Below are 23867 nucleotides of genomic sequence, written 5' to 3' on the forward strand. Positions count from 1 at the left end.
CCATGCTTAAAAGCCAGAAGCCGCCACATGAAAGTACATTACAGTCGCGCTATTATCCTGATATCGCTTCCAATGATGCGCACGTCTTCAATGTTTAACGCAGTTTTATGCTGCAGGCTGGCCAGTTCCGGCAGTTGAAACATGCCTTTTGCATTGCTGCCGAGTATACTGGGCGCCATATAGATAATCAGTTCATCGACGAGGCCATTCTGTATCAAAGCGCCGCTGAGTCTGCTGCCGGCCTCGACCAGAATCTCGTTCATACCCAGTTTTGCCAGCGTTGTCATCATCCGGTCCAGATTAACCCGGGTACCCGATCCTTCGAAAACGATGACCTGGGTAGTGCCCATTTTTTCTAGAATGTTTGTCTTACTGGTTTCTTCAGTCGATGCAGTAAATATAAAAACATCTTCACCCTGCAGTACGCTCGCATCCGACGGTATGTCGAGACGGCTATCGACAATGATTTTTTTGGGTTGACGCGATGCAGGAATGTGTCGCACGGTCAGTTGCGGATCGTCAGCAAGTATGGTGCCGATGCCGGTCAGAATGGCGCAGGAACGCGCTCGCCAGCGGTGACCGTCGATACGTGCCGCCTCACAGCTTATCCACTGACTCTGCCCGTTGTTCAGCGCGGTTTTACCGTCAAGACTGACAGCGGTTTTCAGCCGTACCCACGGCTTGCCATGCAGCATGCGTTTCACAAAACCGGGATTCAGCGCCCGTGCCTGCTCCTGCAACAAACCTGATTGAACCGCAATGCCAACCTGCTTCAATGTTCCAATGCCGCTACCCGACATCAGCGGATTGGGGTCTTCCATGGCTATCACGACACGGGCGACTGCGGCACGGATTAACGCTTCGACGCATGGCGGTGTTCGACCTTGATGACAACAAGGCTCAAGTGTCACATAAACAGTTGCGCCGCGTGCTTTTTCTCCGGCCATTGCCAGGGCGTTGATTTCCGCATGTGCCGCGCCGGCCTGTTCATGCCAGCCGCTGCCGACAACCTGATTGTTACGGGTGATTACGCATCCGACGCGCGGATTCGGCGTTGTCGTATCCAACCCCTTTTCCGCAAGCTGTAAAGCATGCGCCATATGCTTATAATCTTCGGAAGAAAACATGGCGTATTTTTGGCTCGGCTGTACTTCGAATTATTGTTTTTCGCTATTCATCTTCAGATGATGAAGAAGTCTGTTGATCCTGTCCGGCATTTTTGGCGCACTTGTCTGTTTTGATTGTACTGACCTTGTTGACCTCGCGGATCGCATCGCGGAAATCGTCAACATCCTGAAAGCTTTTATATACCGACGCAAACCGGATATAAGCCACTTTGTCGAGCTTGTACAGTTCCTGCATGACGCTTTCACCAATGCTTCGGGAAGACACTTCACGATCGCCCTGGCTCAGGTATTTGTGCACGATGCGATCAATTGCCGCATCGACATAGCTGGTGGGTACCGGACGTTTGTGCAGGGCGCGCTTGAACCCTGTCAGCAGCTTGTTGCGATCAAATTCTGCCCGAGTACCATCGTGTTTGACAACCTGAGGCAAACGTAGCTCGACTGTTTCATACGTGGTAAAACGTTTATCACAAGCAGGGCAGCGCCGTCTGCGACGAATACGGCTGCCTTCCTCACTCACCCGCGAATCGATAACACTGGTATCTTCAGCATTACAGAAAGGACATTTCATAACCGATTATGCGAGCTACCGGGTGAACAATCGAAAATTATCAACGATATTCAGTCAGACAGCACCCCATTATTCTCCATATACCGGAAATTTTTCACACAGCGCTTTTGCTTCTTTGGCAACGCGTGTGATGACCGCCGAATCGTTAGGTGCTTCGAGCACGTCGGCAATCATGTTTGCAAGTTGCTCCGATTCGATTTCCCTGAATCCACGAGTGGTCATTGCAGGTGTGCCAATACGGATACCGCTGGTGACAAAGGGTTTTTGCGGATCATTGGGAATTGCATTTTTATTAACGGTGATATGCGCATGTTCGAGCGCCGCTTCCGCTTCCTTACCGGTGAGCTGAATCGCCTGCAAATCAACAAGAAACATATGACAATCAGTTTTACCGGATACAATGCGCAATCCACGCTGCTTCAATACTTTCGCCATGACGCGTGCATTTTCAATAACCTGTTCCTGATATTTCTTGAACTCTTTACTCGCCGCTTCTTTAAAAGCAATTGCCTTGGCTGCAATTACATGCATCAGCGGTCCACCTTGCGTTTGTGGGAAAATCGCAGAGTTCAGTGCTTTCTCGTGCTCGGGTTTTGCCATGATAATTCCGCCACGAGGACCGCGTAGCGTTTTATGCGTCGTGCTGGTCACAAAATCGGCAATACCAACCGGATTCGGATAAAAACCGGCGGCTACCAGACCGGCGTAATGAGCCATATCCACAAACAGATAGGCATCAATGGAATCCGCTATTTTACGAAAGCGTTTCCAGTCGATAACTCGCGCGTACGAGGATGCGCCGGCCACAATCATTTTGGGTTTATGTTCTTGTGCCAGTTTTTCGACCTGATCGTAATCGAGTTCCTCGGTCTCGGAGTGCAAGCCATAGGAGACGGAATGGAAAATTTTTCCGCTCATGTTGACCGTCGCACCATGCGTCAGATGACCACCATGCGCAAGTGACATGCCCAGCAGTGTATCGCCCGGTTTAAGCGCACACAGGTATACCGCCGCATTTGCCTGGGAACCGGAATGCGGTTGAACGTTGACATACTCAGCGCCGAACAATGCTTTAACCCGGTCTATCGCCAGTTGTTCAACAACATCTACATAATTACAACCGCCGTAATAACGCTTGCCAGGATAACCTTCAGCATACTTGTTTGTCAGCACCGACCCCTGCGCCTGCATAACCGCGGGGCTGGCATAATTTTCTGATGCAATTAATTCAATGTATTCTTCCTGCCGCTGCACCTCGCCTTGCATGGCTTGCCATAATTCTGGATCAGTGTGTGCTATCGTATGATTCTGCGAAAACATGGTGTTATCAGACCTTTTAAATTATAAAAACCGTTAAACCGCATATATTACCATTATTAATGTCGCACGCAGAATATAAGATTTCAGGCCGCAGCAGTGTCTGCATTAGCGATTATTCTGACGATTTAAACGATTGAGAAGCTGTAATCAAGATGACAGAAATGTTTATCTTAGACGCAAATAATCGGCATCGGTTATCGTGGTCCAGTTTTTTGCTTTGTTGAGAAACTCACGTTGACTGGTAATGATTTCTTTAGCCAGCTGCGATTTTCTTGCGACTTCATCAAGCAAATCATCATTTGCCTGCTTGAACAATTCCAGCACATCATCCGGCAGCGTTCGAATCACGATGTCGCTGTGTTGCTTCATTTCCTCCCAGGCCAACACATTACGATAAAACGATTCCGAAAGTATATCGATCGATACTTCCTTCGCTGCAACTGCAATAATCACCTTTAAATCATCCGGTAATGCATCGAATTTCTGTTTGTTGACAAACACATGCAGCTCCGCTCCCGGCTCATGCCAGCCCGTATAATAAAAAGGCGCAATTTTATGAAAACCCATTTTGATGTCGTTGGCCGGCCCTACCCACTCGACTGCATCAATAGTACCTCGCTCCAATGCGGTATAGAGCTCACCAGGAGGTACGCTGACCGGTTTCATACCAACCCTGCCGACAACTTCACCGGCATGACCCGGCATACGGATTTTTAACCCTTTCAAATCCTGTACTGATTTAATTTCTTTTCTGAACCAGCCGCCCATCTGGATATGTGTATTACCAGCCGGAAACGCAACGACATTATGCCGCGCATACACTTTTTCCAGTAATTCCAGTCCACCACCATAGTAATACCAGGCATTCATTTCCGTTGGCGTCATGCCAAATGGTGTAGTGGTAAAAAATGTCGTTGCCGGATCTTTTCCTTTGTAATAATACGATGCGCTGTGCCCCATTTCATACGCACCTGAACGTACCATACCCAGAACTTCAAGGGGAGCCTTATGTCTGCCAGGCGCATCTACAGTGATGCTGAAACGGCCACCGGACATGGCTTCAACATTTCTGGCAAAGCGTGCTGCCGCATGATGCAGCATTGGCGTTCCTTCCGGCCACGACATGGCCAAACGCCATTGATAAGTTCCTGATTGTGCATGGGCAGATTGCGGACCTGTTCCTAAACACAGCACAATGAAAACGCCGAAAAGCAAAACCTGCCATATGACAACAGATTTTTGAATAATTAAATGATGATTTACCGGATTCACATTAACAGATCCAATGGTGGAAATCCATGTCCGTTCCAACGTGGAGTCAGATATTTTGCATACTCGTAATTCGTGAAAAAATTTATGCTTCTACAATTTCTTCTTCGAAAATCAGTTGTACTTTATCGTCACGTTCGATATCCACGGTTACTTTACCCCCATTTACCAGTCGCCCGAACAAAAGTTCATCGGCCAGCGCCCTGCGTATAGTGTCCTGAATAAGACGCTCCATTGGTCGTGCGCCCATCAGTGGATCAAAGCCATTTTTCGCAAGGAATCGTCGCAAGCGTTCAGTAAATGTTGCTTCCACTTTTTTCTCCTGCAACTGTTCTTCGAGTTGCATCAGGAATTTATCGGTAACCTGCAGTATCACATCTTCATTCAGTGCCGAGAATGAAATGATAGCGTCGATGCGATTTCTGAATTCCGGGGTGAACAAACGTTTGATTTCGGCCATTTCATCACCGGCCTGCTTCGGCTTGGTGAAGCCGATCGTCGATTTGGTGAGTGATTCAGCGCCTGCATTTGTTGTCATGATTATGATGACATTGCGGAAATCCGCCTTGCGGCCATTGTTGTCGGTCAAGGTACCATAATCCAGAACCTGTAACAGAATATTAAATATATCCGAATGCGCCTTTTCAATTTCATCGAGTAACAAAACAGAATAAGGATGCTTGACAACTGTCTCGGTCAAAAGGCCACCTTGATCAAAGCCCACATAACCGGGAGGTGCACCAATCAGACGGGATACAGCATGTCGTTCCATGTATTCTGACATATCAAAACGGTGCAATTGAATACCGAGTGTATAGGCGAGCTGCCGCGCAACTTCTGTTTTGCCGACGCCGGTCGGACCTGAAAACAGGAACGAGCCAACAGGCTTGCGCGGATTGCCCAAACCGCTTCTGGACATCTTGATTGCAGCACACAAAGAGTTGATCGCCTTATCCTGACCGAACACTACCGCTTTCATATCACGTTCCAGTGTTTTCAAACGGTTACGGTCACTAGCGGAAATGTTTTGAGGCGGAATTCGTGCAATCTTGGCAACAACGTTTTCAATCTCGGTCTTTCCGATAATTTTTCTTTTTTTCGATTTTGGCATAATCCGCTGAACAGCGCCTGCCTCATCAATCACATCAATTGCCTTGTCCGGCAGATGCCTATCATTAATATAGCGTTCCGACAACTCAGCCGCCAGGCTTAGTGCACTGTTGGTATATTTAACATCATGGTGCAATTCGTATCTGGATTTCAGGCCGCGCAAAATGGCAACGGTTTCATTGACACTTGGCTCATTGACATCAATTGGCTGAAAACGACGCGACAATGCATGGTCTTTCTCAAAGATACCGCGAAATTCAGTATATGTCGTCGCTCCGATGCAGCGCAACTGTCCGGAACTTAGAACAGGCTTCAACAGATTTGATGCATCCAGAACCCCGCCGGATGCAGCGCCGGCACCTATCAGAGTGTGTATTTCATCGACAAAAAGGATCGTATCGTTATTGTCGGTTAACTGTTTCAGCACAGCCTTTAATCGTTGTTCGAAATCACCACGATATTTTGTACCTGCAAGTAATGAACCCATATCCAATGCATAAATTTGATGATTGACCAGGAGTTCAGGAACATCACCGTCAACAATCCGTTTGGCCAATCCTTCCGCAATAGCTGTTTTGCCGACACCTGCTTCACCAACCAGTAACGGGTTATTTTTGCGCCTGCGACACAATGTCTGTATGACACGTTCAATTTCCTGATCGCGGCCTATCAAAGGATCGATTTTATTGGTCAAAGCCAGCACATTCAGATTCACCGTATAGTTTTCCAGCATGTTATTGCTGGCCGGCCCCTGTTCCTGCTGCACCTGCTCCTGTTCATTTTCACCTGTCGACTTGTTTTCACTTTCCTGTGGTGTTTTACGTATATTGTGAGAGATATAATTTACCACATCAAGCCGGGTAACCCCCCGCTGTTGCAGGTAATAAACCGCATGTGAATCTTTTTCGCCAAAAATTGCGACAAGAACATTCGCGCCCGTTACTTCCTTTTTGCCTGACGACTGGACATGCAGAATAGCTCGCTGTATGACTCGCTGGAAGCCCAGAGTCGGCTGAGTATCCACCTCAGAATCACTGCTGATTATTGGAGTATGCCGCGCAATGTGGTCTAACAGGATCGCACGTAAATCTTCAAGATCAATCAAACAGGCATTTAAAACTTCTGCTGCACTGGCGTTGTCCAGCATCGCCAGCAACAAATGCTCCACTGTAATAAATTCATGTCGCTTCTGCCTCGATTCGACAAAAGCCATATGTAAGCTCACTTCCAAATCCGGAGCAATCATCTTAATTTTCCTCCATCACACATCTCAGCGGATGTTGATTACTGCGTGCAAATTCAATAACCTGGTTAACCTTAGTGCTGGCAATGTCACTTGGATAGACTCCACATACAGCAGCACCTTCTGTATGAACCTTTAACATAACTTGTGTTGCCTGCTCTCGATCCATCGAAAAAAACAATCTTAATACCTCAACTACAAAATCCATGGGTGTAAAGTCATCATTCAACAACAAAATCTTATACATCGGAGGAATTTTAATTTCATTCTCTTCCTTGGTATTTATAACGGTTTCCAAATCTTTTTCCGTCATGACAAACTTCCTAACAATTTTAATCAGTAATCGTGAAACAGTAAAAAAACCGTAACAAAATCTGACTCACATAATGGTTGACGATTACGACACTTTTTTCAAGTGGCAAAGACCATTAATCCTGCATTAAATTATAAAAATTGTTTAACCGCTTGACTTTAGCATTCGTTTTGCGTAAAACTCTATGTGGTGTTTGGCTTCAAGTTCACTGCGGTACCCAGAAATAGCCGTTTGCGGCCTTGAAATTCAAATAGTATTAGGGTTTCCGGCCCGGTTTCTTAAACGTATTATAGGAAGTAGAAATGGCAACAGGTACAGTAAAATGGTTTAATGACTCTAAAGGTTTTGGTTTTATTACACCCGACGATGGCAGTGAAGATTTGTTCGCCCACTTTTCAGCCATAAACATGTCTGGTTTCAAAACCCTAAAGGAAGGTCAGAAAGTAAGTTTTGACGTTACTCAGGGACCAAAAGGAAAGCAGGCTGCAAACATTCAATCCACATAAACTATAACTGTTCTTTTGTATAAGTTTCTGGCACAGCATCACTGACCAGACAATAAACACAATCAAAATACAAAATTAATGTAGCATGATTACCCCTTGACTGATTCATCCAGCAAGGGGTTTTTTGATGCATTAATTCTTTTTATTATCCATTCCATTCACCTCCTCACTCACCATTCTGTTTTAGCGCAAACGTTCTATCAACGCATCACCAAATTGTGAACAGGATACTTTGTTCGCACCAGGCAACAACCTTGCAAAATCATAGGTCACAATTTTGTCCTGGATTGTACTTTCCATACCTCGAATGATCAATTCAGCCGCTTCCGTCCAGCCCAAATGTCTTAACATCATTTCTGCTGATAAAATAATGGAACCGGGATTAACCTGATCCTTGCCTGCATATTTCGGAGCTGTACCATGTGTCGCTTCAAAAATAGCAATGGAATCACTTAAATTGGCGCCGGGTGCAATTCCAATACCGCCGACCTGAGCCGCCAGCGCATCGGAAATATAATCACCGTTCAGATTCATAGTCGTTACGACATCATACTCTTCAGGACGTAACAAAATCTGCTGTAAAAAAGCATCAGCAATCACATCTTTTATAATAATACCGCCTTTGTCCTGTGGCAATTTCATCCAGGGCCCGCCATCCAATAACTCCGCACCGAATTCCCTGCTGGCAAGCGCGTAACCCCAGTTTTTAAATGCTCCTTCGGTGAACTTCATAATATTGCCCTTATGCACCAGAGTCACCGATTTTTTTTGATTATCTATAGCATATTGAATAGCCTTTCTTACAATCCGTTCCGTGCCCTCTCTTGAGACCGGCTTAATACCAATACCTGATGTGTTCGGAAAACGTATCTTTTGAACTCCCATTTCCTGGATCAGAAAATTGATGACTTTCCTGGCTTCTGCGGATTCGGCCTCCCACTCGACGCCTGCATAAATATCTTCCGAGTTCTCCCTGAAAATTATCATATCCGTCTTTTCGGGATTTTTAAGCGGACTAGGAACGCCCTTAAAATACCTGACGGGCCTTAAACAGATATACAAATCCAATTCCTGCCGCAATGCAACATTTATTGAACGGATACCACCTCCGACCGGTGTAGTTAACGGACCCTTGATTGAGACCACAAATTCTTTAGCAGCAGCCAGTGTTTCGTCAGGTAACCAGGCATCCTGACCATATATCCGCGTTGATTTTTCTCCAGCGTAAATTTCCATCCAGGCTATTTTGCGCCGATCACTGTACGCTTTTGCAACGGCTGCTTCGACTACCTTCTGCATCACAGGTGTGATATCCACTCCAATTCCATCACCTTCAATGAAAGGGATAATGGGATTATCGGGAACACTCAGTGTCAGATCACTATTTACTTGAATTTTATCGCCATTCTCAGGCGTTTTGATATGTTGATACATCCTATCTCCAAAATAGCCATTTATTAATAATAGTCAACTAACTGGCACAAACAAAATAACAGTTGACTCTAACAATTTTATTTACAATCGTTAACATTATCCTGTGTTCGCTGCTTTGCTTTTTTTCTTTTAGATCTTTTTATACGCCCAATATCCAGCATTCACCGAGTCCTGAACCTCAATATCATAGTGTCGTTAGACTGAATGACATCTATATTGCGCAAAAAATTTTGCCCAAGCAAAGCCACGTCACCGTGCAACCCAACAGAAACCTCCAGACCACTCATTACTATACCACCAGCTTCAATAGTCTGATTAAACACCATTTCTCCCTGCACCACACCACCAGCCGTCGCAAAACTGGCAGGTCTACCTGCTGGCAGGTTAGCCGACCGGGCAAACTGTTTACCGACAGAAACAACGCTTGCACCGGTATCAATCATGAATTTAACCGGGAACCCATTAACGGAGCCCTGCACATAGTAATGGCCATCCCATGATCTGGGAATAATAACCGATCCATTTTCCAGATATTCTCTAGCCGCTGAAACTCTGGGTTCGAGTCTTGTATCAAAGTACAGATAAGCCGCCGAAAAAATAATTATCCAAATTATCAGTACACTGATAAATCCTTTCACCATATATAAAGATCATTACTTTTGAATTATTTCAAAACACTCATAAAATGTTTGATGGTCGTATAAACCTCTCATCCTATACAATTATAAAACATTACTGTAGCGACAATCCTTTCATTTTCTTTTTGAATATATTATGAATTTACACCTTTATATTCCATCGCTGTTCTGGTCTGACATGACCACTCCCGAAATCTATCAAGATCTTCAACTTCCCTCACTTGAAAAGCTTTTATCAAAAAGCAGCATTGTTCAAGCACAAGAGTCGGACTTTTGTGCATGGCTTTGTCAATCATTCAATGTACAAAAACAACTTGACTGGCCTGTTGCACCCATCACTCTAAAAACCGATTATCCGAACCAGGCCGATACTATTGATAATAATTATTGGTTACGTGCCGATCCGGTTCATTTACGTATCGAACAAAATCATATTATGCTGGCCAACAGTCATATTTTCGAGCTTTCTCATGAAGAGGCCAAACAGTACACATCCTTTATCAATGAGAATCTGAATGATGAAACATTTTCTCTGATACCGCTGCACCCGCACCGGTGGTACGTCCGGCTAGCAGATATGCCTGAAATGCAGACACGCACACTGGACGAAGTTACCTGTCGCAATATAAACAACCTTTTACCAACAGGAAAAGACAGTGTTAAATGGCACAGGATATTTAATGAAATACAAATGCTGTTACATGATCACCCCTTAAATCAGGAACGTACAGCACGCAACCAAATTGCAATTAACAGCATCTGGTTTTGGGGTGGAGGTCACGTGCCGCAGTCTGTTTGTTCACCTTATTCAGGTGTATGGAGTAATGACCAATTCTCACAAGCCCTGGCTGATTTCTGTGATACGCCTTTTGCGCGATTACCCGACAATGTTCCACACTGGCTGCAACAAAATAAATCAGAAAACCAACAAATTGTCATTCTGGATTCCTTGTTATATCAAGACAAATACAACAATGCCCTGGCCTGGCGAGAAAACTTAAAAAAACTGGAGAAAGTCTGGTTCACGCCGTTATATACAGCACTCAAAAATACTCAGATCAATACACTAACGATTTCAACGACAAATGAAAACACTTCCTTTGAATTCGTGGTCACTCACAACAATCTATGGAAATTCTGGAAAACTATAAAACCATTGTCGTTTTATGCCGTTAAACAATCATGATGATGTGATCGGTTACACCGCATTTGTATATAACACGTTAACTACTAAACTCTATGCTAAATACATTCAAATCATTTGCATCAGCCGGTATCGCTTTATTTATGGCGACGCTGCTGGTCATCACAGATCTGTATTTCGATGATATCGGAATAATCTGGTTTGCAGTCTTATGGGTTTTACTGTTTTCCGCTATTTTAATCATGCTTGTCCAATACATTCATGCGGAAAAGGAAATTCATAACTGCTCTTTTCAGTTATCAGCCAACAAAGAAAGACTGGCCAATGAAATCAAACATCGGCTATGGGCAGAAAAGTCAACTGCAGAGGCAAAGATAAAATCACAAATTATTGATGAAAATATTCCTGTACTGCTCGCCTACTTTAATATTGACCAACGCTGCAAATACCATAATCGAATTTTTCGCAAATGGTTCGGATTAAAAGCCGATCAAATCGATGGCAGATTACTTAAGGAATTTGCTGATGATGATTTCTCATCCTCTATCAAGAGACATTTCGATGCTATTCTGTCCGGCAAGACAATCCACGAAGAACGCGTTTTAAAATCTATAAAAGGGTTTCCGTATATTTTTACAGAACAGTACATTCCCCATAAGGATAGCAAAGGCAATACGATTGGTTTTTATACCCTCCACACGCCATGTGCTCAGGATAAAAAACGCATATCTGTCAAAAAGAATGATCAGACCGATACATCAGTGACAGAAATCAGCAACAAAAAGGCTGAACAGCAGACAAACAAGAATCCCAAACGAGCCGAAATTTCAGCGGAACGTATTATACAAGCAATAAAAAGTGGAGAGTTTTATCTTTACTGTCAGAAAATCATTCCTCTCGATTCAGCCTCCCTGCCTCCAACGCAATATGAAATCCTGATTCGCATGGCTGAAGAGGAGAATAATCTGATGCCGCCGGGCTCTTTTTTACCACTTGTTGATCAGCTGAAACTGATGCCCCAGCTAGATCGATGGGTTGCAAATCATGTCGTCAAATGGTTAGCAACAAATGCAAAAGAATTTAAATCAATATTCAGCCTGAATGTTGCCAGAGATACGCTATGCGACAAAACGTTTATCGAATTTATACAAGACAAAATACAAAAATCGAAAATACCGGCGAATTTATTGTGTTTTGAAATCGAGGAAACAGACGCACAGGCAAATTTGATTGACGCCATGTTTTTTACGGAGAAAATTCGCGAACTAGGTTGCCTGATTACCCTATGCGGGTTTAGTCAAGACACTCAATCTGTGGATTTATTGAAGAAAATTAAAATAGACTTCCTGAAAATTGATGGCATCATTGTATGCAATATGATTTACGAACATGATGACCTGATACAGGTACAAAACATCAAACAAATCGCGCATCAATTCAACATAAGAACGATCGCTGAACTGGTTGAGAACGAGGAAACGATATCCAGATTGCGCGAAATTGGCATTCATTATGCTCAAGGACTGGGGATCGAGAAACCGAGTCCGCTGAATAACCTGATAACGGTAAAACAAAAAGGCGTTGTCACAACTCCCTTAACTCGAAATAAATAAATTTAAGGAAAACAAAAGCGACAGTATTCAGAAATTACCGAATTACTGTCGCTTGAATCAATTTACGCGAAGCACTGTATGTAAATCAGATAGCTTTGACCATATTTTCTACAACCTTCTTCGCATCCCCAAATATCATCATTGTTTTATCCATATAAAACAGGTCATTATCTAAACCCGCATAACCGACTCCCATACTCCGCTTAACTACCATGACTGTACGCGCTTTGTGCGCTTCCAGAATCGGCATACCATAAATCGGACTACCCGGCACATTAGCAGCTGGATTTACCACGTCGTTTGCACCAAGCACTAACACCACGTCTGTGTTAGAAAAATCGCTGTTGATTTCTTCCATTTCAAGAACCTGCTCATAGGGTATTTCCGCTTCCGCCAAAAGCACATTCATATGACCTGGCATACGCCCGGCAACAGGATGAATGGCAAAACGCACATTAACACCTTTTTCGTGCAATATTTCAGCCAGTTCCTTAACAGCGTGCTGCGCTCTCGCGACAGCCAATCCGTAGCCTGGAATAATAACAACGCTATCCGCATTCCCCATCAGGAATGCCGCGTCTTCCGCACTACCGCTGCGGTGGGTTTTCTGCGTTCCATCATCAGCAATCGAAGTACCGCCGTCACTACCAAACCCGCCTAAAATTACCGACAAAAATGGTCGGTTCATCGCTTTACACATAATGTACGAAAGAATCGCACCGGAACTGCCAACCAGCGAGCCAGCTATAATGAGCATCGGATTTCCGAGAGAAAAACCGATACCTGCGGCAGCCCAACCGGAATATGAATTGAGCATTGATATAACAACGGGCATGTCGGCGCCACCAATCGGAATGATAATCAGGAAACCCAGCAGGAAGGCAATTGCCGTCATTGCGATAAACGCCGTCCAGTTGGTTGTGTCACTGAAAAAGAACCACAAGCCGAAACCAACCATTACGATCGCCAGCAGCAAATTCAACAGATGCTGACCGGTAAAAACGACAGGTGTTCCACTCATGCGGCCAGATAACTTCAGAAAAGCAATAACCGAGCCAGACCACGTCATCGCACCGATAAATGTACCGAGAAACAGTTCCAACTTACTACCAGCGGGCAATACTGCCGGAAGGCCAAAAGAAACAGGGTTATTGACTGCTGCAATTGCAATAAATACAGCCGCAAGACCCACGAGTGAATGCATAAATGCAACCAGCTCAGGCATTGCTGTCATTTGCACACGTTTTGCGATGATAGTACCGATAACGGCACCGATAGCGATACAACCGATGATTAACAACCAGTTTTCTGTCAGTGTCATCGTCGTTGCAACGGCTATGAGCATGCCGAGCATACCGAATACGTTTCCACGACGCGCAGATTCCGGTGAGCTTAAACCTTTCAGCGCCAGTATAAAAAATACCGAAGCTACCAGGTATGCGAGTGCTACCATATTTGCTGACATTTATGCGCTTCCTTTTTTATCTTTTTTCTTGAACATTTCCAGCATACGCTGGCTGACCAGAAACCCGCCAAATACATTCACGGCCGCAAGCGTCACGGCAACCGCACCAAGCCATACCCCCCAGTCTGTATCAGCAGGCCCTGCCGCAAGCATGGCACCGACTATGATAATACTTGAAATTGCATTGGTTACAGACATCAACGGTGTGTGCAAGGCTGGCGTAACATTCCATACCACATGATAGCCAACAAATATCGCCAGCACAAAGATTGTTAAATTAATAATAAGTGGATCAATATCACCTATCATATTCACTCCTTTTAAAATCGTTAATTGTATGCCTATGCTGTTTTATTAAGATGCCTGAACAACATTGCCATCACTGCAAACTAGGGTACCCGCGACAATCTCATCATCACGATCAATGCGAAGCTGACCGCTTTCAGCATCTACTATCAGATTCAAAAAGTTCATCAGATTCCGCGCATACAATGTGCTTGAATCGGCTGCAACTAGTCCAGGTATATTTGCGATGCCTATCAGGTGTACGTCGTGTTTGACAACGGTTTGGTCCAACTCGGACAAAACGCAATTACCACCTGCTTCGACAGCCATATCAACAATGACCGAACCTGGTTTCATTGCTTTTACTGTTTCTTCTTTTATTAAAACCGGTGCCGGTCGACCTGGAATCAAGGCCGTAGTAATTACTATATCAGCGGCAACAGCTCTTTCATGAACCAATTCACTCTGACGACGTTTGTAATCCTCTGACATTTCAGTCGCATAGCCACCGGCAGTTTCAGCATTTGCCTTTTCTTCTTCATTGAGTGGTACTTCTACAAATTTGGCACCCAGGCTCTCAACCTGTTCTTTCGCTGCCGGCCTTACATCAAATGCCTCCACTACTGCACCAAGCCTTTTTGCGGTGGCAATTGCCTGCAACCCTGCCACGCCTGCACCCAGAATCAACACACGGGCTGCCTTTACCGTTCCAGCAGCTGTCATCAGCATCGGAAAAAAACGCTGATAAACATTGGCGGCCATAATTACCGCCTTGTAACCAGCAATATTTGCTTGAGAGGACAATACGTCCATATTCTGTGCACGTGTAATTCGCGGCAGTTTTTCCATTGCAAATGCTGTAATGCCATGCTGGGCGAGTATGTCTATGTTTTCGGATTTACTCGGCGCCAGCAAACCAATCAGTACGGCATCTTTGCGCATCATTGCCAGTTCTTCTGCTTCTGGACCACGTACCTTAAGTACCATGTCCGACTGACTGTACAAGGTTGCAGCATCTGCCACAATTTTCGCGCCTGCCGCCTCAAACTCTGAATCAGGTATACTCGCACCCGCACCTGCACCTGTTTGAACAGACACGATATGAACTCCTGCTGCGGTATATTTTTTAATGGTTTCTGGTGTAGCTGCTACACGCGTCTCTCCCCCGCGAATCTCAGCGGGTATGCCTATATGCATTGCCGATCTCCCCTATCTCCCTAATTTTTGCCAGTATGCTAGCAAAATTTTTTTGACTTTCTTCGAATTTATTTATTTAACTTTTGAACAATATTTGGAAATTTTTCTTTACTTTTTTGGAACTGAACACGGGATTATAAATGAATTTACTCTTCACGTAATAGATTACTGGATTAAATTATAAAATTGACACACATTTACAACAACTTCCGAAAATAAACCAAATATCAAATTTCAACCAGCTGTCCTTTTGAATTGTCGCATGCACATTGGTACGCCAGAGCTGAAACTGCCAAATCGCCCAATGCCAGGCCGCGAAAAACGAACGCAGTCCGTGACTTGCTACACACCCGACCAGTAATTTTTCCATTGACCAGTGCTGTCAAATCTCCTGCAACCAGCGCCGGATTCACCAGAGGGTTCGGCATATTTGCTTCCTGCTCAAGGTCATCAATAACAATACAATCGAAAGCAGACATGCTCTCGGCATGCCAGGGGGCCGCCAAATCGGTCATGGTAACAAACGCGCCTGTCTTTAACCAATGTGCATCAATAAAAGGCTTCAACTCCGGTGAAATAGTAACCGATGTGACAATGATGTCAGCTTTCGACACCGCTTCCCGAGCTGTTTCACATGCAATCACTTTTAATCCCAATTCCTTAGCATGTAAACAGAATCTGTCTCGGCTTTCAGTACCGCGGCCATACGCACGTATTTCGGTGAGCGGAAACAATGCAGCAAACGTTTCTAAATGACTGTGTGCCTGAACGCCGCAACCAACAAAGGCTGCTACCGATGAATCAACTCTCGCCAGACGTTTCGCCGCTACTGCACTTAACCCGGCTGTTCGAACTGCAGTAACCCAGCCACCATTTAATACAGACAAAGGCATGCCGGTATCACTGTCAAGCAGCGTCACCAACGCGTAAATACTCTGCATGCCCCGACTGGAATTTTTAGGATTCAGTAACAAAGATTTCACAGCTAAGATTTGTGGGCCGTCTGCAGCCGCAAGCGTTGCCATCATATATCTGCCGTCCGATGGCGTTATGACCGATTTTGGCGCATTCCACACCTTCGAGCAATTCCGCCCCAACAACAAATGTTCAATACTTGCTACAATATCCTGCGTCGAAAGCGGTAGCTGATCGAGAGTGTTTTGTGACAAAAAACGAATAAATTGGGCCATTTCTACCTCTTGTCGACATTTTAATACTATATGAGCAACGCACAAAAGCGCATAGGTCGCATAGGTTCAGGCAGCAAACTCACCCTGAGTTTAAACACTAGCACTTCTATGTTAATCAACATCTCAAACAGTCTGAAATAATTATCAATATTCTCGTGCAGTTATAAAAAACTCTCCAGCAAACGGCTACTTGACACTTTCCCACTTTAATACTGAGCGAGACTAACACGAATATGTTCCCTGTAGTATCTTCCGAGAGCCCGGATCAAAACCGTTAATAAAGATGCAAATCTTGACAGCAGACAGCATAGTATTTGTTGTTGATTGATATTCCAGCAAAGAGGCTGAATCGAAGATATACTTAAAATCGCGTAGTTTCCGTAGACAATGGTCAATTCATTTGGGCATGTATTGACGACAACACCAATAATTTGTAAAAAATTCCCACGCATACTAAAATCAAACTTTCTGAATCACAAGAGAAGTTGAAATAACAATTAATGCGAATGCCTACTTCAGAAAAAGATACGAGTGTCACAACAGTTTCCGCAGCACTAGTATCAGCCTTATGCAAAGTATTGCGGCCTTTGGTCAAACTCATGTTATCCAAAGGAATAACCTATGTTTATCTGACGGATATATTGAAAAAAATTTTTGTGGAAGTTGGTGATAAGGATTTTCGAATGAATGGCAAGCCTGTTACAGACAGCCATTTGAGTCTGTTAACCGGTATACACCGCAAGGATATTAAAAGACTGCGCACCACTACCAACACAAAAAACGAAATTGTTCCGGAAACCGTCTCCATGGGTGCACGACTCGTCAGCCAATGGACTAGTGATCCGGCCTACTTGGATGAAGATGGTCATCCTAAACCTTTGCCGCGCTTTATACGTGATGCCGGCAAAATATCATTTGAAGGACTTGTGGCCAGCATCAGCAAGGATATTCGCTCGCGTGTGGTGCTGGATGAATGGCTTCGCCTGGGTGTTGTCGATTTCGACGAACAGCGCCGAGTATGTCTGAAGGTGGAAGCATTCGTTCCCGCGAAAGGTTTTGATGAAAAAGCATACTATTTCGGTCATAATCTTCATGACCATTCCGCTGCTGCCGCTTCCAACCTGATTGGAGAGCACCAGCCATTCTTGGAGCGCAGCGTACATTATGATGCCTTAAGTCATCAATCGATAAGGATTTTAGCGGAACAGTCAGAGCTACTGGGCATGCAAGCACTACTGGCAATCAATAAAAAAGCCATGTCACTGGAGCAGGAAGACGCATCCAAAAGTGAAAAAGCTCACCGTTTTACTTTGGGTGTCTATTTTTACAGCGAACCTGTTGAGTCAGAAAAATATACGACCCCCACAGATCCGTTCACAGATGAAAAACTGCGAAACAACCATTCGCCACTCTAATGAAAATGACATTGCACGATCAGCATCTCCCGTTGAATACGGGCTTCCTATTAAGACTTCTAATTGTTTCAGCTATCGCTCTTTCCTTTGCTTATCCGCTCAACTCATTCGGTTCCAATGTTTGTAAAACAGACAGCAGCCCTGCTAATCCACTCGCTACAACAAAATCGGGTTTAGGTGGCACAGGTATTGAGTTGACGCAATCCGGAATAGGCGGAACGGGAATTGATGGCAGTGGTATTGGCGGTACCGGTATCGAAATCAGTGATTATGGTGACAGCGATGAAAAAACAATCATTGAAGGCAGCATGATAGGCGGTACAGGCATAATCGGGGTTATCACCGGTTTTGCCAGTATATGTGTAAACGACATTGAAATTCATTACAATAAACATACACCAGTAACGATGGACGGTTTGGCTTTTTCCATCAGCAAATTGGAGACCGGTCAAATGGTTGTGATTCGTGCCGAAAATTCAAACGATAAAACAAAGGCACAACTGATCGCTATATATCATGCAGTAGTTGGCCCTGTAGGCCATATTGACCCAACATCCAGAGAAATCAGAGTACTAAACCAGACCATACAGCTGCAGGCGCACCATAGGCTGGAGCAGTTGAGTGAAAAATGGGTACGCGTTAGCGGATCGCGTCTTGCAAGTGGAAAAATCATTGCAACGCATATCCAGCCTATCCAGCCGATGAAACATTCCATCATTAATGGCCGAATCACTCAAATCAATCCCGGCGAAATCATCATTGAAGGCACGCGCGTACAATTTAGCCCTGAATCATGGCCGCATGGTTTGTCCAAAGGAATGGAGATATCTGTCGACGGCACTTGGGACGGTACAAGTATTCATGCACAGACAGTCCATGTGGAACCAACCCGGCAAATTTTAGGCGATGTTCAACAAATCGTAATGGAAGGATACGTTCAGGCTTTTACTGATCATTCACTCGAATTGAATAATCAATCACTGCATTTAAGTCCTTCTGCACAAATTACCGGAACCGACGAAAAGAAACTTGAATTAAACCGGCGTGTACAGATTAGCGGTCAATTGACGCCCGAACACAAGATAATCGTGGACAAGCTGGAATTAAAACCTTCCCCGGTCATTCAGGATATCAACGACATCTCAATCGGTAACGGAATTCGTGAACATGGCCCTGTATTGAAATATGAAAACCATCAGCACAATCGCATCGATACTTTTGATTAAAAAAAGCGATTTTGTATTTACTGTGAAGCCAATAGGTCATTTTAAACATACACAGGTTATATACCAAACGGATCTCCACTAGCTTAATACATCAACATTATCCCAGCTTATTGATGCAGGTGTCACACCGGTCAATGTGATTGTAATTTCGGACGAAAAACCTACAAAGAAATTCTGTCCTTCATAAGACAGCTCAGTGACAAAACCGGCCAAATGCTCTTTTGACGTCAAACCTATACCCGTGTCGAAAACCAGTCGGTCATCTTCAGCTGAATGAAAATCTTCTATTTTCCAATGATTCGGTTGACCGGGTTCAAACCGGAATACAAAGGAATCGGCACCCCCACCTCCGCTTACCGGATCGTCATCTCGTACAGCAATGAGGTCGCTATCATCTGTAAAATAATACACCAAGGGTTGCTCTATAATGGGTCCGGCATTTCCAACGTTTTCTGAATCAGGCATCCACTGCTCAGAGAAACGTTGATAACGCCCATCTTCGTCGCTATCTGAAAAACGCTGAATTTCTATGCCAAACGACTTTCTTTCAATGCGAATGATACTATTGTCATCAAGTGAATAAATTTCATTTACCTCAATCGGAACGCGCCCCAATTGTCCGTCCTTGACTTCAAACACGCGAACTATTGCGCCATTGATGATTTCAAATTCAAATGATTTGCGCCCACTGTTACTATTGAAATTATCATTACTGGACAAACTGTCAACACTACCACCGGAAGTGTCTGAATCGGTCTCGGATTGTGAAAATAACATGTGCTGTCCGTATCCAGATTCATCAATATAAATCTTTGTTTCAGCTTCATTCGATTTGATTTTTCTATCCACGACCTGGTTGCGGCTGATCTCGAAAGAATGCTGATCTTCAATCAAATCCTGATGAACAGCTTCACCCACAGTTTTAAATAATGTCACAACTCTGTCATCGACTAGATCGAACCGGGTTTGTTTTAAACTGTCGTCTGAATCAGTTTTCATATTTCACCTATAACCCTATTGTTTTAAAATATATTATTTTCTATAAACTGTTGGCGCCAACCCTTTCCAAGGTACCCATAACATGATTATATGTAAAAATTACCGCCCATCAACTGCTATATTTAACTACAGTAACAAAGCAGACGAATCACAACCTTCTTCATAACTGTGTCACTTGATGAGAATGGAGAAACCTGCTGGCATGCAATCGGATGTATCAGACCATAAGCTTGTTTAATCAAATGCCAGATACTCGAGAACCGCTTTTAATGCGGCGGTATTTTTGCTCAGAACATTATTCCCGGTGTCTGATCTTACATGAATATACAACAGGTCTTGTTTCAGGCTGGTTTGAGACCGCAGGCAACAGGCCAACAAGCCGGTAAATAATGTCATAAAAAAAAGGAATAAAATCATCTCTGCTTTAAAATCAATTTTCGCGGGAAGGAAAGTTGAATCTCGAAAAATCAGAGCATACTTCTACCAAAACGATTATTACGCGTCACATAGTCTTGCCCGGACAGTTCGCGGTATAATGAAAACTTTCTCAAAAGCAATAATATCCGTGTCATGCAAGAAAAATATCATCCTCAGGAAGTTGAAAAAAATGCCCAGCAGTTTTGGGAAAAGTCTGCTGCATTCAAAGCTGTAGAAACTACTGAAAAGCCAAAATATTACTGTCTGTCAATGTTTCCCTACCCATCCGGGAAGCTGCATATGGGTCATGTACGCAACTATACGATCGGGGATGTGTTATCTCGTTACCATCGCATGCGCGGTTACAATGTTTTACAACCCATGGGATGGGACGCTTTCGGACTGCCGGCAGAAAACGCTGCAATGCAAAACAAGGTTTCTCCAGCGCAGTGGACTTACGACAATATTGACTACATGCGCATGCAACTCAAAAGCCTCGGACTGGGTATCGATTGGGACCGTGAACTCGCGACTTGCGACCCCGGATACTATCACTGGAATCAGTGGCTGTTTTTACGCATGCTGGAAAAAGGGCTTGCATACCAGACCACAGGCACAGTCAACTGGGATCCGGTAGATCAAACTGTTCTTGCCAATGAACAAGTAATTGATGGTTGTGGCTGGCGTACAGGCGCGCCGGTTGAAAAGCGAGAAATCCCGATGTACTACCTGAAAATCACCGCTTATGCCGATGAGCTGCTGGAAGCGCTGGATACTCTGCCCGGTTGGCCGGAACGTGTAAAAACCATGCAGGCGAACTGGATAGGCAAGAGTCACGGTGTAGACATTACTTTTCCGGCCGATACGGCATCCGGAACGCCACAGGATTTGAAAGTATTCACTACCCGCGCGGACACGTTGATGGGCGCTACTTACGTTGCAATCGCTGCTGAACACCCCATTGCAACACATGCCGCCAAAGACAACCTGGCACTGCACAATTTTATTCAGGAATGCAAACTTGGCGCGACCAAGGAAGCAGATCTCGCAACTCAAGACAAAAAAGGGATGGACACCGGCCTGTTCGTCATCCATCCACTCAACGGCAAACGACTGCCAATCTGGATCGCAAACTATGTTCTGATGGGATATGGCGAGGGTGCTGTCATGGCAGTTCCCGCACATGATGAACGTGACTTTGAATTTGCCAATCAGTATGCTTTACCGATCAAAGCCGTTATTAAACCGACCAATGAGGATCTACAACTACCGTTGACCGAAGCTTACGTCGGTCAGGGTATTACATTCGACTCAAATGAATTTTCCGGGCTTGAATTCCAGGCCGCTGTTGATGCAATTGCTGCCGCATTAACTGGTAAAGGACTAGGCAACAAACGCGTACAATATCGTTTGCGTGATTGGGGCATCTCACGTCAGCGCTACTGGGGATGCCCTATTCCATTAATTCACTGTGAATCCTGCGGTATCGTTCCAGTACCGGACGATCAACTGCCGGTCGTTCTGCCAAGGGATCTGGTGCCGGATGGCTCTGGCAATCCACTCGGCAAAACATCATCTTTTTATGAATGTATCTGCCCCAAGTGTAGCAAAGCCGCCCGCCGGGAAACGGATACCATGGATACTTTTGTCGATTCTTCCTGGTACTACGCCCGTTATACCTGTCCCGATCAGAGTTCAACTATAACCGATGAGCGCGCGAATTACTGGTTGCCTGTCGATCAATATATCGGCGGCATCGAACATGCGATTTTGCATTTGCTGTATTCGCGTTTCTGGAGCAAGGTCATGCGTGACATGGGTTTGCTTAAAATCGATGAACCCTTTACCAATCTTCTAACACAGGGCATGGTTCTCAACGAGATTTTTTACCGTAAAAATGATAATGGGCGCATATCCTATTTCAATCCCGCCGAAATAGAGATTCAATATGACGAAAGCGGCAAGCGCAGCGGTGCACATCTGCATGCTGATCAGCAGCCCGTTGAATCCGGCGGAATTGGCACCATGTCAAAATCCAAAAACAATGGTGTCGATCCTCAACAGCTGGTCGAGGAATATGGTGCAGATACGGCACGACTGTTTATGATGTTTGCAAGCCCGCCAACACAAACACTTGAATGGTCGGACACAGGTGTCGATGGTGCATATCGCTTTCTTAAACGTCTCTGGAAACAGACATACAATCATGTCAAACAAGGTATTGTTCCCGTTGATCCGGACTTGAACGCTGATGCGTCAACCGAACTCAAAGCGTTGCGTTTTCAACTGCACCATACCATTACTAAAGTCAGTGACGATCTGGAACGACGTCACACTTTCAATACGGCAATCGCCGCCGTAATGGAACTGATGAACAATCTTGCCAAAACCCAGGATTCTGACCCTGCAACCCGTAACGTAATGCAGGAATCACTGGAAAACATCGTTTTGATGTTATCTCCAATTGTGCCCCATATCTGTCATGTTCTCTGGCGTGAACTCAAACCTGGCACAGAGCTGCTTGACCAACCCTGGCCCCAGGCCGACCAGGCTGCAATGATTCAGGATGAAATTAAGTTGATAGTCCAGGTTAACGGTAAACTTCGTGGACAAATCCATGTTTCAAAACAGGCAGATCAGGCAACCATTGAAAAAACCGCTCTCGACAATGAACAAGTCGTTAAATTCATTGAAGGCGCTGCCATCAAAAAAATTATCGTCGTACCGGGCAGACTGGTAAATATCGTTATTTAACAAACTGTATTATCTACTACAATAGCGTTACTTATCATTCACATACAAGCACAGCAGCAAATTATTGTAACCACACTGAACAGAAATAGCCGCTCGAACATGAATGAAAAAATACTTTCGCCTATTTCTGTTTCCAATCCGGGCAGACTGCCATACTATGTTTTGGTGTAATAAGCGTTACACAAAGGAATCTCAGCTACGCAACAAGCATTCTTCATACCAAATGTAAAATTTACGGCAGAATCATCCCGTTAATATACAAATAATCATTGCCAGGCAAACACTAGAATAAATCATTACCACAAACAATCCATGAGACGTCAAGCAATGCCATTAAAGACATTTATCAAGGAATTTGGTGTTTTTCTGGGAGAAAAAGAATCACTGCTCGATAAACATTATCAGCATGTTGCGGAAAAAATTGAACTTCACTGGGGCTATGATGAATTCTATCCATTTATCGAAAAGCTGCTTGTCGACTGTAGAGATCGTAAAAGAGCCGGTTTTCCAATTGAAGTTGCATTGGAAATAACCGAGCTTCATAACATTCATGAACGATTATATCCCCCAAAAAACAAAAACTATTGATGAAACCTCAACAATAATTTTTTTCCGTCGCCATCCTCAATGT

At 44.4% G+C, this 23867-nt stretch carries 20 protein-coding genes; 7 read left to right on the top strand and 13 right to left on the bottom strand.

Annotation, left to right across the window (positions count from 1 at the left end):
- Window positions 1-38 precede the first annotated feature (38 nt).
- The 6 genes from ribD to clpS all read right to left on the bottom strand — a co-directional run bounded on the left by ribD (window position 39) and on the right by clpS (window position 6953).
- Complete coding sequence (gene ribD, locus BMX44_RS02085; protein WP_090627487.1) at window positions 39-1127, bottom strand: bifunctional diaminohydroxyphosphoribosylaminopyrimidine deaminase/5-amino-6-(5-phosphoribosylamino)uracil reductase RibD; 1089 nt, start codon at window positions 1125-1127, stop codon at window positions 39-41.
- A gap of 43 nt (window positions 1128-1170) precedes the next feature.
- Window positions 1171-1698 (bottom strand): transcriptional regulator NrdR, encoded by a 528-nt coding sequence (gene nrdR, locus BMX44_RS02090; protein WP_245738790.1) that lies wholly within the window; start codon window positions 1696-1698, stop codon window positions 1171-1173.
- A gap of 69 nt (window positions 1699-1767) precedes the next feature.
- On the bottom strand, window positions 1768-3018 hold the full coding sequence (gene glyA, locus BMX44_RS02095; RefSeq protein WP_090627488.1) for a serine hydroxymethyltransferase: 1251 nt from the start codon (window positions 3016-3018) through the stop codon (window positions 1768-1770).
- Between the two features lie 165 nt (window positions 3019-3183).
- A complete protein-coding gene (locus BMX44_RS02100) occupies window positions 3184-4143 on the bottom strand; it encodes a TRAP transporter substrate-binding protein (protein ID WP_090627688.1) in 960 nt (319 codons plus the stop codon).
- A 229-nt stretch (window positions 4144-4372) separates the two neighbouring features.
- Window positions 4373-6643, bottom strand: a complete 2271-nt coding sequence (gene clpA / locus BMX44_RS02105) for an ATP-dependent Clp protease ATP-binding subunit ClpA (protein ID WP_090627490.1) — start codon at window positions 6641-6643, stop codon at window positions 4373-4375.
- 1 nt (window position 6644) lies between these two features.
- On the bottom strand, window positions 6645-6953 hold the full coding sequence (clpS, locus tag BMX44_RS02110) for an ATP-dependent Clp protease adapter ClpS (RefSeq protein WP_090627492.1): 309 nt from the start codon (window positions 6951-6953) through the stop codon (window positions 6645-6647).
- Window positions 6954-7255: 302 nt separating this feature from the next.
- Here clpS and BMX44_RS02115 point away from each other — a divergent pair, with 302 nt between their 5' ends.
- Entirely contained in the window at window positions 7256-7459 is a 204-nt protein-coding gene (locus tag BMX44_RS02115; protein WP_090330630.1) for a cold-shock protein, read from the top strand.
- Between the two features lie 183 nt (window positions 7460-7642).
- On the opposite strand, the gene icd is transcribed toward BMX44_RS02115, so the two are convergent.
- Together icd and BMX44_RS02125 are read right to left on the bottom strand one after the other, a co-directional pair.
- Window positions 7643-8893 carry an NADP-dependent isocitrate dehydrogenase gene (gene icd / locus BMX44_RS02120; protein ID WP_090627494.1) on the bottom strand — a complete coding sequence of 417 codons (1251 nt, stop codon included), beginning with the start codon at window positions 8891-8893 and terminating at the stop codon, window positions 7643-7645.
- Between the two features lie 161 nt (window positions 8894-9054).
- A complete protein-coding gene (locus BMX44_RS02125) occupies window positions 9055-9534 on the bottom strand; it encodes a retropepsin-like aspartic protease family protein (RefSeq protein WP_090627495.1) in 480 nt (159 codons plus the stop codon).
- 133 nt (window positions 9535-9667) lie between these two features.
- On the opposite strand from BMX44_RS02125, the gene BMX44_RS02130 reads away from it, so the two are divergent.
- Window positions 9668-10717 (top strand): phosphoglycerate mutase, encoded by a 1050-nt coding sequence (locus BMX44_RS02130; protein ID WP_090627497.1) that lies wholly within the window; start codon window positions 9668-9670, stop codon window positions 10715-10717.
- A 53-nt stretch (window positions 10718-10770) separates the two neighbouring features.
- A complete protein-coding gene (locus BMX44_RS02135) occupies window positions 10771-12288 on the top strand; it encodes a sensor domain-containing phosphodiesterase (protein ID WP_090627499.1) in 1518 nt (505 codons plus the stop codon).
- 85 nt (window positions 12289-12373) lie between these two features.
- Here the strand turns inward: BMX44_RS02135 and BMX44_RS02140 are convergent, their stop codons facing one another.
- The 4 genes from BMX44_RS02140 to BMX44_RS02155 form a co-directional block, all read right to left on the bottom strand.
- Window positions 12374-13753: an NAD(P)(+) transhydrogenase (Re/Si-specific) subunit beta gene (locus BMX44_RS02140; protein ID WP_090627501.1), complete on the bottom strand. Its 1380-nt coding sequence runs from the start codon at window positions 13751-13753 to the stop codon at window positions 12374-12376.
- Window positions 13754-14062 (bottom strand): NAD(P) transhydrogenase subunit alpha part 2, encoded by a 309-nt coding sequence (locus tag BMX44_RS02145; protein WP_090627502.1) that lies wholly within the window; start codon window positions 14060-14062, stop codon window positions 13754-13756.
- A 45-nt stretch (window positions 14063-14107) separates the two neighbouring features.
- Window positions 14108-15235 carry a Re/Si-specific NAD(P)(+) transhydrogenase subunit alpha gene (locus BMX44_RS02150; RefSeq protein ID WP_090627504.1) on the bottom strand — a complete coding sequence of 376 codons (1128 nt, stop codon included), beginning with the start codon at window positions 15233-15235 and terminating at the stop codon, window positions 14108-14110.
- 227 nt (window positions 15236-15462) lie between these two features.
- Window positions 15463-16425 carry an ornithine cyclodeaminase family protein gene (locus BMX44_RS02155; RefSeq protein WP_090627506.1) on the bottom strand — a complete coding sequence of 321 codons (963 nt, stop codon included), beginning with the start codon at window positions 16423-16425 and terminating at the stop codon, window positions 15463-15465.
- Window positions 16426-16931: 506 nt separating this feature from the next.
- Between BMX44_RS02155 and BMX44_RS02160 the strand changes: the two genes are divergently transcribed.
- On the top strand, window positions 16932-17840 hold the full coding sequence (locus BMX44_RS02160; RefSeq protein ID WP_218143906.1) for a DUF6502 family protein: 909 nt from the start codon (window positions 16932-16934) through the stop codon (window positions 17838-17840).
- Window positions 17840-19066 carry a DUF5666 domain-containing protein gene (locus BMX44_RS02165; protein WP_090627507.1) on the top strand — a complete coding sequence of 409 codons (1227 nt, stop codon included), beginning with the start codon at window positions 17840-17842 and terminating at the stop codon, window positions 19064-19066. Before BMX44_RS02160 ends, BMX44_RS02165 begins: the two co-directional genes overlap by 1 nt.
- Window positions 19067-19144: 78 nt before the next feature.
- Here the strand turns inward: BMX44_RS02165 and BMX44_RS02170 are convergent, their stop codons facing one another.
- Window positions 19145-20065: a hypothetical protein gene (locus tag BMX44_RS02170; protein WP_090627510.1), complete on the bottom strand. Its 921-nt coding sequence runs from the start codon at window positions 20063-20065 to the stop codon at window positions 19145-19147.
- 570 nt (window positions 20066-20635) lie between these two features.
- Here BMX44_RS02170 and leuS point away from each other — a divergent pair.
- Both leuS and BMX44_RS02185 read left to right on the top strand, forming a co-directional pair.
- Window positions 20636-23236, top strand: coding sequence for a leucine--tRNA ligase (leuS, locus tag BMX44_RS02180; protein ID WP_090627513.1), 2601 nt, complete (start codon window positions 20636-20638; stop codon window positions 23234-23236).
- A gap of 312 nt (window positions 23237-23548) precedes the next feature.
- Window positions 23549-23824, top strand: coding sequence for a hypothetical protein (locus BMX44_RS02185; RefSeq protein ID WP_245738791.1), 276 nt, complete (start codon window positions 23549-23551; stop codon window positions 23822-23824).
- The last annotated feature ends 43 nt before the right edge of the window (window positions 23825-23867 follow it).

It is taken from the genome of Nitrosomonas marina, assembly GCF_900110145.1.
GTDB lineage: Bacteria > Pseudomonadota > Gammaproteobacteria > Burkholderiales > Nitrosomonadaceae > Nitrosomonas > Nitrosomonas marina.

Excerpts from the sequence above, each read along its gene's own strand:
- ribD (WP_090627487.1), bottom strand. The coding sequence starts at position 1,127 with ATGTTTTCTTCCGAAGATTATAAGCATATGGCGCATGCTTTACAGCTT.
- nrdR (WP_245738790.1), bottom strand. The coding sequence starts at position 1,698 with ATGAAATGTCCTTTCTGTAATGCTGAAGATACCAGTGTTATCGATTCG.
- glyA (WP_090627488.1), bottom strand. The coding sequence starts at position 3,018 with ATGTTTTCGCAGAATCATACGATAGCACACACTGATCCAGAATTATGG.
- BMX44_RS02100 (WP_090627688.1), bottom strand. The coding sequence starts at position 4,143 with ATGTCGTGGCCGGAAGGAACGCCAATGCTGCATCATGCGGCAGCACGC.
- clpA (WP_090627490.1), bottom strand. The coding sequence starts at position 6,643 with ATGATTGCTCCGGATTTGGAAGTGAGCTTACATATGGCTTTTGTCGAA.
- clpS (WP_090627492.1), bottom strand. The coding sequence starts at position 6,953 with ATGACGGAAAAAGATTTGGAAACCGTTATAAATACCAAGGAAGAGAAT.
- BMX44_RS02115 (WP_090330630.1), top strand. The coding sequence starts at position 7,256 with ATGGCAACAGGTACAGTAAAATGGTTTAATGACTCTAAAGGTTTTGGT.
- icd (WP_090627494.1), bottom strand. The coding sequence starts at position 8,893 with ATGTATCAACATATCAAAACGCCTGAGAATGGCGATAAAATTCAAGTA.
- BMX44_RS02125 (WP_090627495.1), bottom strand. The coding sequence starts at position 9,534 with ATGGTGAAAGGATTTATCAGTGTACTGATAATTTGGATAATTATTTTT.
- BMX44_RS02130 (WP_090627497.1), top strand. The coding sequence starts at position 9,668 with ATGAATTTACACCTTTATATTCCATCGCTGTTCTGGTCTGACATGACC.
- BMX44_RS02135 (WP_090627499.1), top strand. The coding sequence starts at position 10,771 with ATGCTAAATACATTCAAATCATTTGCATCAGCCGGTATCGCTTTATTT.
- BMX44_RS02140 (WP_090627501.1), bottom strand. The coding sequence starts at position 13,753 with ATGTCAGCAAATATGGTAGCACTCGCATACCTGGTAGCTTCGGTATTT.
- BMX44_RS02145 (WP_090627502.1), bottom strand. The coding sequence starts at position 14,062 with ATGATAGGTGATATTGATCCACTTATTATTAATTTAACAATCTTTGTG.
- BMX44_RS02150 (WP_090627504.1), bottom strand. The coding sequence starts at position 15,235 with ATGCATATAGGCATACCCGCTGAGATTCGCGGGGGAGAGACGCGTGTA.
- BMX44_RS02155 (WP_090627506.1), bottom strand. The coding sequence starts at position 16,425 with ATGGCCCAATTTATTCGTTTTTTGTCACAAAACACTCTCGATCAGCTA.
- BMX44_RS02160 (WP_218143906.1), top strand. The coding sequence starts at position 16,932 with ATGCCTACTTCAGAAAAAGATACGAGTGTCACAACAGTTTCCGCAGCA.
- BMX44_RS02165 (WP_090627507.1), top strand. The coding sequence starts at position 17,840 with ATGAAAATGACATTGCACGATCAGCATCTCCCGTTGAATACGGGCTTC.
- BMX44_RS02170 (WP_090627510.1), bottom strand. The coding sequence starts at position 20,065 with ATGAAAACTGATTCAGACGACAGTTTAAAACAAACCCGGTTCGATCTA.
- leuS (WP_090627513.1), top strand. The coding sequence starts at position 20,636 with ATGCAAGAAAAATATCATCCTCAGGAAGTTGAAAAAAATGCCCAGCAG.
- BMX44_RS02185 (WP_245738791.1), top strand. The coding sequence starts at position 23,549 with ATGAGACGTCAAGCAATGCCATTAAAGACATTTATCAAGGAATTTGGT.